Origin of the sequence: Pseudomonas sp. Irchel 3A18 (assembly GCF_900187465.1) — a bacterium.
Classification (GTDB): Bacteria; Pseudomonadota; Gammaproteobacteria; order Pseudomonadales; family Pseudomonadaceae; genus Aquipseudomonas; species Aquipseudomonas cichorii.
In genome coordinates this window covers 171,361-184,985 of the sequence record NZ_FYDI01000003.1, presented here as the reverse complement: position 1 = coordinate 184,985, position 13,625 = coordinate 171,361, and the positions used below count along the sequence as shown (strand labels likewise).

The 13,625-nt window shown below is 59.4% G+C and carries 10 protein-coding genes; 1 reads left to right on the top strand and 9 read right to left on the bottom strand.

The genetic code is table 11. The annotated features are described in order from the left end of the window. Positions 1–177 precede the first annotated feature (177 nt). From mdtD to CKW23_RS06470, 9 genes are all read right to left on the bottom strand, one after another. On the bottom strand, positions 178–1,572 hold the full coding sequence (gene mdtD / locus CKW23_RS06510; protein WP_371856554.1) for a multidrug transporter subunit MdtD: 1,395 nt from the start codon (positions 1,570–1,572) through the stop codon (positions 178–180). A gap of 97 nt (positions 1,573–1,669) precedes the next feature. Further along, a complete protein-coding gene (locus tag CKW23_RS06505) occupies positions 1,670–2,995 on the bottom strand; it encodes a TldD/PmbA family protein (RefSeq protein WP_095067263.1) in 1,326 nt (441 codons plus the stop codon). After that, positions 2,995–4,437 carry a TldD/PmbA family protein gene (locus CKW23_RS06500; RefSeq protein ID WP_025258186.1) on the bottom strand — a complete coding sequence of 481 codons (1,443 nt, stop codon included), beginning with the start codon at positions 4,435–4,437 and terminating at the stop codon, positions 2,995–2,997. The genes CKW23_RS06505 and CKW23_RS06500 overlap by 1 nt, the downstream gene beginning before the upstream one ends. A 75-nt stretch (positions 4,438–4,512) precedes the next feature. Next, positions 4,513–6,219 (bottom strand): choline dehydrogenase, encoded by a 1,707-nt coding sequence (betA, locus tag CKW23_RS06495; protein ID WP_025258187.1) that lies wholly within the window; start codon positions 6,217–6,219, stop codon positions 4,513–4,515. Positions 6,220–6,352: 133 nt separating this feature from the next. Continuing rightward, on the bottom strand, positions 6,353–7,825 hold the full coding sequence (betB, locus tag CKW23_RS06490) for a betaine-aldehyde dehydrogenase (RefSeq protein ID WP_025258188.1): 1,473 nt from the start codon (positions 7,823–7,825) through the stop codon (positions 6,353–6,355). 106 nt (positions 7,826–7,931) lie between these two features. Then, complete coding sequence (gene betI / locus CKW23_RS06485) at positions 7,932–8,525, bottom strand: transcriptional regulator BetI (protein WP_095067262.1); 594 nt, start codon at positions 8,523–8,525, stop codon at positions 7,932–7,934. 202 nt (positions 8,526–8,727) lie between these two features. Beyond that, a complete protein-coding gene (gene choV / locus CKW23_RS06480) occupies positions 8,728–9,906 on the bottom strand; it encodes a choline ABC transporter ATP-binding protein (RefSeq protein ID WP_025258190.1) in 1,179 nt (392 codons plus the stop codon). Further along, the gene (choW, locus tag CKW23_RS06475; RefSeq protein ID WP_025258191.1) at positions 9,903–10,748 is read right to left on the bottom strand and encodes a choline ABC transporter permease subunit; all 846 of its coding nucleotides are present in this window, start codon (positions 10,746–10,748) and stop codon (positions 9,903–9,905) included. Before choW ends, choV begins: the two co-directional genes overlap by 4 nt. Before the next feature lie 63 nt (positions 10,749–10,811). Further along, complete coding sequence (locus CKW23_RS06470) at positions 10,812–11,759, bottom strand: choline ABC transporter substrate-binding protein (RefSeq protein WP_025258192.1); 948 nt, start codon at positions 11,757–11,759, stop codon at positions 10,812–10,814. A 706-nt stretch (positions 11,760–12,465) separates the two neighbouring features. Here CKW23_RS06470 and CKW23_RS06465 point away from each other — a divergent pair. Further along, positions 12,466–13,569 carry a GlxA family transcriptional regulator gene (locus tag CKW23_RS06465; RefSeq protein ID WP_025258193.1) on the top strand — a complete coding sequence of 368 codons (1,104 nt, stop codon included), beginning with the start codon at positions 12,466–12,468 and terminating at the stop codon, positions 13,567–13,569. Positions 13,570–13,625: the final 56 nt, after the last annotated feature.

Here is a 13,625-nt window from a genome sequence, read left to right as displayed (position 1 = left end):
ACCTGCAAAACAAAAATGTCGCGCAGTGTATCAGGTCGTAAGGGTTGCTCAGATGGCAATGTCGATAAATGATGCAGCAAACTGCAGGAGCGAATTTATTCGCGAGGCGTCAATTGAAGGCGATACATTTTCTTCGGATGTACGGGCCTCTCGCGAATGAATTCGCTCCTACTCTCTTTACCTTAATCTCTTACCCTCCTGCGCAGGCAATTGCAGAAATATCCCCGCTGCAAACATCGCCAGTACTCCCACGCTCAGGAAGGTCAGTTGGAATGCCCCCAGTACACTGCTGACTTCGCCCGTGGCCACGTCATCGGTAAAGCCGCCCAGCAGGGCGGCAGCGGATGCCACGCCCAGGCTCAGTGACAATTGCGCGACGACCGACAGCAGGCTGTTGCCACTGGCGGTGCTGGCATCGTCCAGGTCGATCAGGGTCACGGTGTTCATGGCGGTGAACTGCAAGGCGTTCACTGCGCCCAGCAGGGCCAGATGGACAAGCAGCACCCAGTACGGGGTTTGAGTGTCCACCAGCGCCAGGGTCGCCAGCAGTATTCCCAACAGCAACGTGTTGCCGGTCAGGATGGTGCGATACCCCAGCAGTTCGATCAGCCTGCGGGCCACGGTTTTGGCGAACATTCCGGCGGCGGCCAGCGGCAGCATGCTCATGCCGGCCTGCGCCGGTGAATAACCCAGCGGGATCTGCAGCAGCAAGGGCACCAGAAACGGCAGGGCGCCACTGCCCAGTCGCGCAAACAGATTGCCCAGAATGCCCACCGCAAAGGTCCGGGTGCGAAACAACGACGGTGCAAAGAGTGGAAACTCCACATGCCCGGCCCGCAGCCAGTAGGCCGCCAGACAGCCCAGGCCGGCGAACAGCAGCAAGACCACGCGCATGTGCGGCAGGTGCAGCTCGCCCAGGCCTTCCAGCGCAATGGTGATCAGCACCATCGAGGCCCCGAACAGAATGAATCCTGTGCCGTCGAAGCGTGTGCGTCCGCCGCCTGGGATATCCGGGATGAAATGCTTGACCGCATAGCAGCCCAGCAACCCCACGGGAATATTGATCAGGAAGATCCAGTGCCAGCTCATGTACTCGACCATCCAGCCGCCCATGCTCGGCCCGAGTAGCGGCCCCAACAGGCCGGGCACGGTAATGAACCCCATGATCCGCACCAGCTCCGAGCGTGGGTAGGCGCGTAATACGATCAAGCGCCCGATAGGCAGCATCAACGCACCGCCAAGCCCCTGAATGACCCGTGCTGCCACCAGCATGTTCAGCGAGTTGGACAGTGCGCACAGCAACGAGCCGAAGCTGAACAAGAGGATGGCGCTGAAAAAGATGCGTTTGATGCCGAAGCGATCGGCAATCCAGCCCGAAGCGGGAATCAGCAGGGCGATGGTCAACATGTAGGCAATGACCACCGACTGCATGCGCAGCGGATCTTCTTCCAGCGAACGTGCCATGGACGGCAGAGCAGTATTGAGAATCGTGCCGTCCAGACTTTGCATGAAGAAGGCGATGGCGATGACCCAAGGCATCCAGCGCAGGGTTTTTTCGTCCAGATGTGGCATGTCGTTCTCTATGATTCGTTTCGCGAATGAGCGGAGCGCCGCCCGATTCGCTTCTACAGACAACCCCGTAGGAGCGAATTCATTCGCGAAGGGAGGGCTACAACGTCAATGTCAGCTTGCTTATCAAAGCCCCAGGCAACTGAATGGAGGCTGTCTGGCGCTGGCTATAAGTGCTGGCCGATAGAATCAGCTCCCGCTCGCGGGTCAGGTTTTCCAGGGCGTTACCCAGCAGGCTGTAAGCGCTGTCATCAAAACGCATGGTATTGACCGGTGCCACGATCTTGCCGTCTTCGACCCAGAAGGTCGCAAAACGGGTCATGCCCGTCAGGCGTGCCGCAGACTGATCGGAAAAATTCAGATACCAGAGGTTGCTGATATACAGGCCAGTGCCGAGCTGCTTGAGAATCTGTTCCTGCTCCAGAGTACCGCCCGCCATGCTCAGTGCGCTTGGCCACTCGCCGTTGTCCGCGCCGTTGGCTTGCAGGCCGTATTCGGCGGCGCTGCTGGAGTCGACCAGTTGCTCGCGGGCTTCGCCGCCGGCAATCAGGGACAGGTCCTTGCGTGGATAACCTTCGAGGGAGAACGCCGGTGACAGCGAACCGCTGACCTGTTCATCCAGGCTGAACAGCGGGCTGAAACGGGTATCGCCGCTGTACAGCCGCTGCAACGGGCTGTGCTTGCTGGCCAGCGCCTGTGCGGAAAACCCGCCCCAGCACAGCATGCCGATGATTTCATCCAGTGCTGCAGGTGCCAGATAAGCGCGGTATTGACCGGGCTCCAGAGTGCGCAGCGGACGACCGAGAAACTCCAACTGCTCGCGAGCCTGATTGAAGCGTCTGGCAAAGGCCTCGCTGTCCCAATCATGACCTGCATAGTTGGCTTTAACGGCCTGGCCGTTTTCGTGGAACAGGCTCCAGTCGAAATTGAAGCTATTTGCCTGATGCCAGCCCAGCGCGCCCCAGGAACTGGCGAAGCCGCGATATACCGGCCCGGCAGCGTAAAAGCCCACCAGATCCAGACCTTGTGACAATTCGGTGATCTGCTCCACGACTTGCCCGCTGTCCGGCAACGGCGGCTCTTGCAAGTTGTTGCTGTGCCAGGCCTCGGTATTGGGCAGCAGATACGGGTCCTTGGCGAGTGATACCAAGGTTTCGCGCAGTTGAACCAAAGCCTCGCTCAAACGCTGACCGTCGACCTGTGCATCGCCCGAAAGCGTCAGTTCCAGATCGGCATGCCGACCGTCATCGATCAGTTTGAAGGTCACGCCGGCTTGCTGCACATGCCCGGCCTGACGGACCTGGCCATGATTGAAGCGAATGAAGTCCGAGGCTTCGGCGTTGTAGGTCAGGGTGAAGTGTTCGTTCGGGCTGATACCTGCCTTGAGGACGGCGACCAATGCCTCGAATTGCTGTTGATGAGACATCAGGCATCACCTCCAAATACATCCACATTGGCGAACACACAGGCTGGGGAAGCGTGACCGACACGCACCACCTGATTGGGTTCGCCTTTCCCGCAATTGGGCGTGCCCAGGACCTTGAAGGTGCTGGCGTCGCCGACCGCGCTGAGGTTGCGCCAGAACTGCGCGGAAATCGCTCGATAGTTGGGGTTCTTGACCACGCCCTTGAGCTCGCCGTTTTCGATCAACTGGCCCCACTCGCAACCGAACTGGAATTTGTTGCGCGCATCGTCGATGGACCACGAGCGGTTGGTGGACATCAGGATGCCGTGCTCGATATTGCCGATCAGTTGATCCAGCGACTGGTCACCCGGTTCGATATTCAGGTTGGCCATGCGGTCGATGGGCGGACGGTTCCAGTTGCAGGCGCGGCTGTTGGCGACGCCCGGCAGACCGGAGCGGTATTGCGACAGCGCACCGCCCAATGGCCGCTGCAACAGGCCATCGCGAATCAGGAATTGCTTGCTTGCGGCTGTGCCATCGTCGTCATGCCCGTAGCTGGCCAGTTGCTCGGGAATCTCGGGATCGAAAGTCACGTTGAGCAGACTGGAGCCGTATTGCAGCGTGCCGAAGTCCGATGCCTTGACGAAGCTGGTGCCGGCGTAATTGCGCTCGTCACCCAGAATCCGGTCCAGTTCCAGCGGATGGCCTATGGATTCGTGGATCTGCAGAATCATCTGGTCCGGCATCAACAGCAGATCGCGGGGACCTGTGGGCGTGTTGGGGGCCAGGATCAATTGCAGTGCCTGATCGGCAACCTGTGCGGCTGCGCCGATCAGTCCGCAATTGCTGATGATCTCTGCGCCGCCCTGCTGGCCGAAGTTATCGCGGCCCAGGCTGCGGGTCTGGCTGTCACGCCCGTCATAGGCGGTCACGGTCAGGCCCGGGAAGACAAAACGCTGTGCCTGACGAATCTCGGCACCTGCGCTGTTGAGATAGATCTGTTCGACGTTTTCCAGGCCCAGGCCGACCTGCCAGTTCACCAGACGCTCGTCTCTGGGGACTGACTTCGACTCGGCCATCAGCAGATCAATGCAATCGCTCAGGCTCGGGAAGGCATTGCTCAGGTTGGGCGACAGGTAATCGGCGCGTGCCGTCGAGACAGCCTGTTCGGTCAGGTCCAGCAGCGAGTGCGGGGCCAGACGCCGCGCCAGTGCTTCGGCCTGTTGCAAGGCGGACTGCAGGCCACGTTGGGAAATATCGTTGGTGGCGGCGTAGGTTTCAACGCCGTTGAGGCGCACCGTCAGCATCGCCCCTTCATCGCTGCCCAGCGATGGCGGCTCGGCCACGTTCTTGCGTACGCTCAGGTGCTGGCTGGTTCTGCGGACATAACGTACGGAAAAGAATTGCGCATCGCTCTGCAGTGCGGCGAACCGCTGCTTGAGCTGAGCGGAGAAATCGAACATGCAGAGAGCTCCTTGTTGAGGCGGGCAAGGTGTTCGCGAATGGAACAGGCTTGCCCGCAGATCATAGAGCCTGAATCACACCTGTGCTACTGCGCCTCGCACCGGCGTACCGCGTGCCGGTCTGTCGCCTGCCACGAAGTAGTCGGCGGTGCTGCGCGGCAACGGCTGACGGCCACGGATCCTGTCGGCGATCTTCTCGGCAATCATGATGGTCGGTGCATTCAGGTTACCGGTGGTGATGATCGGCATGATCGAGGCATCCACCACGCGCAGGCTTTCCAGGCCATGGACACGACCCTGACCATCGACGACGGCCATCTCATCGGTGCCCATCTTGCAGGTGCACGAAGGGTGATACGCCGTTTCGGCGTGTTCACGGACGAACTTATCCAGCTCTTCGTCGGACTGTACTTCGATGCCAGGGCTGATTTCGCGGCCACGGTACGGGTCCAGTGCCGGTTGCTGCATGATCTCCCGAGTCAGGCGGATGCCGTCGCGGAACTCCTGCCAGTCCTGCTCGCTAGACATGTAGTTGAACAGGATGCTCGGGTACTCGCGTGGGTCCTTGGACTTGACCTGCACCCGGCCACGGCTCGGTGAGCGCATGGAGCCGACGTGAGCCTGGAAACCATGCTCTTTCACACCTTTGGTGCCGTTGTAGTTAATGGCAACCGGCAGGAAGTGGTACTGGATGTTCGGCCACTCGAACTCTTCGCTCGAACGAATGAACCCGCCCGCCTCGAACTGGTTGCTGGCACCGATGCCTGTGCCGAGGAACATCCATTCGGCGCCAATGGCCGGCTGGTTCCACCATAACAGGGAAGGGTAGAGCGAAACCGGCTGGGTGCAGCTGTATTGCAGGTACATCTCCAGGTGATCCTGAAGGTTCTGGCCGACACCCGGCAGGTCGTGAACCACGGGAATATCGAGCTTGTTCAGCAGTTCGGCCGGGCCGACACCGGAGCGTTGCAGGATCTGCGGCGAAGCGATGGCGCCGCTGCACAGCAGGACTTCCTTGCGGGCACGGGCTTCGATGCGGGTGTCGCTGGCACCGCGCAGATAAGCCACGCCGACGGCACGCTTGCCCTCGAACAGAATGCGGTCGGTCAGGGCGTGGGTGACGATGGTCAGTGTCGGGCGCTTCTTGGCTTCATCCAGATAACCACGAGCGGTGCTGGCGCGACGGCCATTGGGCGTCACGGTTCTGTCCATCGGGCCGAAGCCTTCCTGTTGATAACCGTTGAGGTCGTCGGTGCGTGGATAACCTGCCTGCACACCGGCTTCGACCATGGCGTGGAACAATGGGTTATTGCCCGCCTTGGGCGTGGTCACGCTGACCGGACCGTCACCGCCGTGATAATCGTTGGGGCCGATGTCGCGGGTTTCGGCCTTGCGGAAATACGGCAGGCAGTCGAGGTAGCTCCAGTCTTCCAGACCCGGCTCCTTGGCCCAGCCGTCATAGTCCATGGCGTTGCCGCGGATGTAGCACATACCGTTGATGAGCGACGAGCCACCCAGGCCCTTGCCGCGCCCGCATTCCATGCGGCGGTTATTCATGTGAGGTTCCGGCTCGGTCTCATAGGCCCAGTTGTAGCGACGGCCTTGCAGTGGAAACGCCAGCGCCGCAGGCATCTGGGTACGGAAATCCAGGCGATAATCCGGGCCGCCGGCTTCCAGCAACAGAACGGTGACGCCCGGATCTTCGGTGAGACGGGCTGCCAGGGTGTTACCGGCAGAGCCGGCACCGATGATGATGTAGTCGAATTCGGATTGCGTGGTCATAGAAAGTCCTTCGTAGAGCTGCAAGCTTCAAGTTTCAAGCCGCAAGCAAAGGCATTCAGGTGCTGCCTGTAAGAATGAGGGCGGCAAGCTGCTTCACTTGAAGCTTGTAACTTGCCGCTTACTGCTGGCTGCCTTAAAACACCGATGCGTAATCGCCCAGTTCCACCTGTACGGATTTGATGCGTGTGTATTGCGCCAGTGAGCTGATGCCGTTTTCGCGGCCCACGCCCGATTGCTTGTAGCCACCGACCGGCATTTCTGCCGCAGACTCGCCCCAGGTATTGATCCAGCAGATGCCGGCTTCAAGCTGGTGAATCACGCGGTGCGCACGGTTCAGGTCGCGGGTGACGATACCGGCTGCCAGGCCGAAGTCGGTGTCGTTGGCGCGGCGGATCACTTCGTCTTCGCTGTCGTAACCGAGGATGCTCATCACCGGGCCGAAGATTTCTTCGCGCACGATGGTCATCTCGTCGGTGCAGTCGGTGAACACGGTCGGCGCCACGAAGGCACCTTTGGCGAGGTCGCCTTCGGTCAGGCGTTCGCCGCCGCACAGCAGGCGCGCACCTTCTTCCTTGCCCTTGGTGATGTAGCCCAGCACGCTTTCCATATGCTCGAAGCTGACCAGCGGGCCGAAGTTGGTGTTGTCATCTTCCGGGTTGCCGATGCGGATGCGTTTTACGCGCTCCAGGATTTTGGCTTCCAGTTGTGCCTTCAGGGCGTTGGGGACGAAAACCCGCGTGCCGTTGGTGCAGACCTGACCGGAGCTGTAGAAGTTGGCCATCATTGCAATGTCGGCGGCGCGATCCAGGTCCGCGTCGTCGAAGATGATCAGCGGCGACTTGCCGCCCAGTTCCATGGTCACTTCCTTGAGCGAAGAACTCGACGCGCTGGCCATGACTTTCTTGCCGGTGTCGGTGCCGCCGGTGAAGGAAACCTTTTCGATGCGCGGGTGCTCGGTGATCCAGGTACCGACTTCACGGCCGCTGCCGGTCAGCACGTTGAACACGCCATCGGGTACGCCGGCTTCGGTGTAGATTTCCGCCAGTTTCAAGGTGGTCAGGGAAGTGACTTCACTCGGCTTGAAGATCATCGCGTTGCCCGCTGCCAGTGCCGGAGCGGATTTCCACAGGGCAATCTGGATCGGGTAGTTCCAGGCGCCGATACCGGCCACCACACCCAGCGGCTCGCGGCGGGTGTAGACGAAGGAAGAATTACGCAGCGGGATCTGTTCGCCCTCGATGGCGGGGACCAGACCTGCGTAGTACTCCAGCACATCGGCGCCGGTCACGACGTCGACATAACGGGTTTCGGAATAAGCCTTGCCGGTATCCAGGGTTTCCAGTGCTGCCAGTTCATCGTTGCGCTCGCGCAGGATGTCCACGGCACGGCGCAGGATGCGCGAGCGCTCCATCGCGGTCATGGCGGCCCAGATCTTCTGGCCTTTTTCTGCACTGGCGACAGCGCGTTCGACATCGTCTTTGCCTGCACGTTGTACTTGCGCGAGCACTTCGCCATTCGCCGGGTTGATGGCATCGAAAGTGGCGGGGTTGCTGGCGTCTACGTAGCCGCCATGGATATAGAGTTTCTGCAATTCAAAACGGGCCATAAAGTCCTCGCAAATTCATGTTGGGGGCGATGACTGATCTCAGCTTGCCGGTATGTTTGGTCAACATTCGGTGCCAGTCGTTCGATGAAAAGGGCTCTTGAGCGCTTCAGTCCACCGCTTTCGCCAGTTGAAAATCCATGTATTCGTAAGCGATCTGCTGCGCCTGCTCCGTGTCGAAAGCATCGCCCGACAAGGCGCCGCGCAACCACAAACCGTCGATGAGCGCTGCCAGGCCACGGGCTGCGCTGCGAGCCTGTTCCAGCGGTAAGACGCGGCGGAACTGGCAGCACAGGTTCGAGTACAGGCGGTGATCGTTGATCCGCTGCAACCTGTGCAGTGACGGGTGATGCATGCTGGTGGCCCAGAAGGCCAGCCAGGTTTTCATCGCCGGGCCATTGACCTGGCTGGCATCGAAGTTGCCCTCGATGATGACTTGCAGATGCGCCCTGGGGCTGTCATCGGTCAGCGCCTGACGGCGTTCGCTCACGCTCTGGATCAGGGCATTCATCAGGTGGCGCATGGTCGCCGCGATCAGGCCGTTCTTGTCCTGAAAGTAGTGGCTGATGATGCCGTTGGAGACGCCGGCCAAGCGCGCAATCAGAGCAATGCTGGCGTCGCTCATGCCGACCTTGTCCACCGCGCTGAGCGTGGCCTGGATCAGTTGCTGACGGCGGATGGGTTGCATACCAACCTTGGGCATTGGTTCGGGTCTCCGTGGCTTGCTGAGCCTTTTTAGCCTAGTTGTTTTTAATTGAACGATCAATCAATAAAAAACTGTGGACGTGACAAAAGGCCTCTAGGAGCGAATTCATTCGCGAGAAAACCGGGCCGATTTTGTGGGAGGGAGCTTGCTCGCGACGAGGCCGTCTGAAGCGACCAAGCCCTCTCTCACAGAGAAATATTTACCCCAGATTCTTGCCCAGCAGTGCGTGATACAACTCGCTGTCGCCCAGAATACCGACCACCTTGTCGCCATCCTGCAGCACCAGCTTATTGCCGGTCTGGTAGCGGATCTGCAAAGCATCGCGCATGCCGATATTGGAGTGAACCAGTGTCGGACGGCGATCCAGGCTGGCGACGTCCTGGCCCGGTGTCCAGTTCTGCAAATCGAGCTGCGCAGCCCCCTGGCGAGCGCTTTTGATCACGTTGCCTTCGGCCAGATCCAGCCAGGAATCCACGCCTGGGTCCAGGCACACGGAACCGTTGATCCGGGTGCAATTGTCGACCGTGCGCATCAGGCTGCGGCCGCACAGCACATTGAGCGGATTGGTGTGGGCAACGAAGGTTCGTACATAGTCATCGGCGGGGTTAAGGACGATTTCTTCGGGCACGCTGTACTGAATGATCCGGCCGTCTTTCATGATGGCGATGCGGCTGCCCAGCTTGAGGGCTTCATCCAGGTCGTGGCTGACGAAAACGATGGTCTTGCTCAGTTTGCTTTGCAGGGCCAGCAGTTCGTCCTGCAGGCCCTGGCGGATCAGCGGGTCGAGCGCAGAGAAAGGCTCGTCCATCAGCAGAATGTCGGCGTCCATCGCCAGTGCCCGTGCCAGGCCGACACGCTGCTGCATGCCGCCGGACAGTTCATCGGGCTTCTTGTTGCGCCATTGAGTCAGGCCGACCAGTTCCAGTTTTTCGTCGACCAGCTTGCGTCGTTCCTTTTCCGGTCGCCCCTGCATTTCCAGGCCGAAGCTGATGTTCTCGCGTACGGTCAGCCAGGGCATCAGGGCGAACTTCTGGAACACCATCGCGATGCGCTGGGTGCGCATCATTTTCAGTTCTGCCGCCGTGCAGTTGGCGATGTTGATCTGCGAGCCTTCATGCTCGACATACAACGAACCACGGCTGACGGTATTGAGACCGTTGATGCAGCGCAACAGACTGGACTTGCCCGAGCCTGACAGGCCCATCAGGACACAGATTTCGCCTTTCTCGATTTCCAGGGTGGCTTTTTCCACGCCGACGATCTGGCCGATTTTTTTCAGGATCTGGTCACGCGTGAGGCCTTGGTCCAGCAGCTTGAGAGCCTCACGCGGATCCTTGGCGAAGATGACGTCTACCTGGTCGAATTTGATGATACTCATGCGTCGGACCCTACCTTGGCTTCGGGTTGTTTGCAGATACGGTCGAGCATGATTGCCAGCAATACGATCGCCAGACCGGCTTCGAAGCCCAGGGCGATATCAGCGGTGTTCAGTGCATTGACCACGGGTTTGCCCAGACCGTCGGCACCCACCAGTGCTGCGATCACCACCATCGACAGCGACAGCATGATGCACTGGGTAATGCCTGCCGCGATGCTGGGCATGGCGTATGGCAGTTCAATACGGGTCAGCAACTGGCGACGTGACGAGCCAAAGGCCTTGCCCGCATCGAGCAGTTCATGGGGCACATCGCGAATGCCCAGATACGTCAGGCGGATCGGCGCGGCGATGGCGAAGACCACTGTGGAAATCAGACCAGGCACCACGCCCAGGCCGAACAGGGTCAGGGTTGGAATCAGGTACACGAAGGTCGGTACGGTCTGCATCAGGTCCAGCAGCGGACGGATGACGGTGTAGAACATGGGTTTGTGGGCAGCGATGATGCCCAGCGGCACACCGATGACCACGCAGACCAGTGTGGCGAACAGCACCTGGGCCAGTGTTTCCATGGTTTCCTGCCAGTAATGCAGGTTCAGGATCAGCAGGAAGGCCAGGATGACGAATACCGTCAGGCCCCATTTGCGCTGGATGTAATGCGCCAGTGCCGCAATCAGGCCAATCAATACCAACGGGTTGAACCAGGTCAGGCCGAAGGTCAGGCCGTGGATCATCATTTCCAGGGTCGAGGCAATGGCATCGAAGTAGTTGGCGCCGTTTTGCGTCAACCAGTCGACAAAGGCCGCGATGTACTCGCCCAGAGGGATTTTATGGTCAGTCAGCATGGTATCGATTGTCCGCTTGCGGGAAGAATGGGACAGCAGGCGGGCAGGCCGCCTGCCATCGTCTTACTGTGTCAGTTTGGCCTTTGCAGCCTCCAGGCCTGGCTTGCCGTCTACGGTGGTGACTCCGGCGAGCCAGGTGTCGAGCACTTGAGGGTTGTTCTTGATCCACGCCTTGGCGGCGGCATCGGGTTTCATCTTGTCGTCCAGTACATTGCCCATCAGGGTACTTTCCATGTTCAGGGTGAACGAGAGATTCTTCAGCAACTGGCCGACGTTGCTGCACTCTTGCACGTAACCCTTGCGTGTATTGGTGAAGATAGTGGCCTGGCCGAAGTTGGGCCCGAAATACTCGTCGCCACCGGTCAGGTACTGCATCTTGAAGCGGGTATTCATCGGATGGGGTTCCCATCCCAGGAAGACCACGTCCGTAGAACGACGCGTGGCACGGTCAACCTGCGACAGCATGCCGGCCTCACTGGATTCGACGACCTTGAAGCCTGCGTCCTTCAGGCCGAAGGCGTTCTTGTCGATCATGCTCTGGATCAGGCGATTGCCGTCGTTGCCCGGTTCGATCCCGTAGATCTTGCCGTCGAGCTCTTTCTTGAATTTGGCTATATCGGAGAAGTCCTTCAGGCCCTTGTCGTAAAGCGCCTGTGGAACGGCCAGCGTGTACTTGGCGTTTTCGAGGTTGGCGCGAACGGTTTCCACGGTGCCCGCTTCGCGGTAGGCCTTGATGTCGTTTTCCATGGTGGGCATCCAGTTGCCCAGGAAGACGTCCATGTTCTTGCCATCAGCCAGGGACTTGTAGGTCACGGGAACTGAAATCATGGTGGTCTTGGTCTGGTAGCCCAGAGACTCGAGTACGACGCTGGTCACCGCAGTGGTGACGGTAATGTCAGTCCAGCCGACGTCCGAGAATTTGACTGTGTGACAGGCTTCTGGCTCGGCGGCCTGGGCCAGCAGCGGCAAACCGAGCGTGGCGGCCAACAGCAAGGATTTAGAACCTTTCATGGGGTGGACTCCTGTGAATTCTGTCTATTCATCTCATCAGCAACGGGGCGCTGACGCGGCTTGTTGTGTTGGCAAAGTGTCTTGCGAAGCTCTTTCACTGCGCCCGGCGATCGAGTCGAAGCCGATCATGTAACAGTGAAAATCAAACGCCTACAGGGGGCGTCGTATCCAGTACAGGCGGGGTCGCATCCAGTGTGAGCAACGTCGCTTACAGCTTTTTTCCCACCTGCAAGCGCACTTTTACCGGGTTGGGCCAGCTAAAAACGGCCAGATAATGGAGACGACAACGTGTATTGAAGTTCACTTGTACGGCGCCTTCTTGCCTTTGGACAGCGAATGGCTTGCTCGCTTTTCGATCATACCTGTCAGGAACCGCCACCTTTTAGCGCGAAAAGAATGGGTTATGGCGCCGTGCTATTGCCCTGTGCGATGAGTGACACCGTTGGGCAACATCGTTCGTTCCCGTTTCCCGAAAGTGCTACCGAACTGCTCACGCTTCCTTGTCGTGCGTGGCTCGCACGTCGCAATTGGATACGCCGGTCGCACCTGAATAGACACATCACGACGTCGCTTTCAGGGGTTATTGAATGGCTATTCAGTTTTCGGCATGGGATTTGCGATGGGGTTGGAAGGCCATGCATGAAGCAAGGCTACTAAGAAGAGCCTCGCCTGAGGCCAACTACCGCCAAGAGTGAGGAGATACGTGATGACTTCGTTCAATGCAGGGGCACAACCCCAGAACCGCGCGCCACAGTCCATCGGCTTTCTGTTGCTGGACAACTTCACCCTGATCTCACTCGCATCGGCGGTCGAACCCCTGCGCATGGCCAATCAGCTTTCCGGTCGTGAACTCTATCGCTGGACCACCCTGAGCGTGGACGGCAACCAGGTCTGGGCCAGTGATGGTCTGCAGATCACTCCGGATGCCGCGATGCAAAAGGCACCGGCACTGGACACTATCATTGTCTGTGGCGGCGTCGGGATTCAGCGCACCGTTACCCGTGAGCACGTTAGCTGGCTGCAGAGCCAGGCCCGCCAGTCCCGTCGCCTGGGCGCCGTGTGTACTGGCAGTTGGGCATTGGCCTGTGCGGGCCTGCTCGATGGTTTCGATTGCAGTGTTCACTGGGAATGTCTGGCGGCGATGCAGGAAGCTTTCCCGCGTGTCTCGATGAGCACTCGCTTGTTCACTCTGGACCGCAACCGTTTCACCAGTTCTGGTGGCACCGCGCCGCTGGACATGATGCTGCACCTGATCAGCCGCGATCATGGCCGTGAATTGTCGGCTGCTATTTCCGAGATGTTCGTTTACGAGCGTATTCGTAACGAACAGGATCACCAGCGCGTACCGCTCAAGCACATGCTGGGCACCAACCAGCCCAAGCTGCAGGAAATCGTGGCCTTGATGGAGGCCAATCTTGAAGAGCCGATCGATCTGGATGAACTGGCGGTTTACGTGGCGGTTTCACGCAGGCAACTGGAGCGGTTGTTCCAGAAGTACCTGCACTGCTCGCCGTCGCGTTATTACCTCAAGCTGCGCCTGATCCGCGCCCGGCAACTGCTCAAGCAGACGCCCATGTCGATCATTGAAGTGGCATCGGTCTGTGGCTTCGTGTCGACGCCACATTTCTCCAAGTGCTACCGCGAATACTTCGGCATCCCGCCACGCGATGAGCGTGTGGGTTCAAACACGACCCAGCAAGTCGCCATGATGCCAATCCCCCAAGCCCTGGTACTGGCCCCGCTGTCCGGCCCCATGTCGGCATTGAGTCAGGCGCGTAACGAGTCGACGTTTGCGAGCGTGCGCTTGTAAGGCTTTTTCGCGAATGAATTCGCTCCCACCGCGTAGGAGCGAATTCATTCGCGGGT

Excerpts from the sequence above, each read along its gene's own strand:
- betB (WP_025258188.1), bottom strand. The coding sequence starts at position 7,825 with ATGGCCCGTTTTGAATTGCAGAAACTCTATATCCATGGCGGCTACGTA.
- CKW23_RS06500 (WP_025258186.1), bottom strand. The coding sequence starts at position 4,437 with ATGTTCGATTTCTCCGCTCAGCTCAAGCAGCGGTTCGCCGCACTGCAG.
- CKW23_RS06470 (WP_025258192.1), bottom strand. The coding sequence starts at position 11,759 with ATGAAAGGTTCTAAATCCTTGCTGTTGGCCGCCACGCTCGGTTTGCCG.
- choV (WP_025258190.1), bottom strand. The coding sequence starts at position 9,906 with ATGAGTATCATCAAATTCGACCAGGTAGACGTCATCTTCGCCAAGGAT.
- choW (WP_025258191.1), bottom strand. The coding sequence starts at position 10,748 with ATGCTGACTGACCATAAAATCCCTCTGGGCGAGTACATCGCGGCCTTT.
- CKW23_RS06505 (WP_095067263.1), bottom strand. The coding sequence starts at position 2,995 with ATGTCTCATCAACAGCAATTCGAGGCATTGGTCGCCGTCCTCAAGGCA.
- betA (WP_025258187.1), bottom strand. The coding sequence starts at position 6,219 with ATGACCACGCAATCCGAATTCGACTACATCATCATCGGTGCCGGCTCT.
- mdtD (WP_371856554.1), bottom strand. The coding sequence starts at position 1,572 with ATGCCACATCTGGACGAAAAAACCCTGCGCTGGATGCCTTGGGTCATC.
- CKW23_RS06465 (WP_025258193.1), top strand. The coding sequence starts at position 12,466 with ATGACTTCGTTCAATGCAGGGGCACAACCCCAGAACCGCGCGCCACAG.
- betI (WP_095067262.1), bottom strand. The coding sequence starts at position 8,525 with ATGCCCAAGGTTGGTATGCAACCCATCCGCCGTCAGCAACTGATCCAG.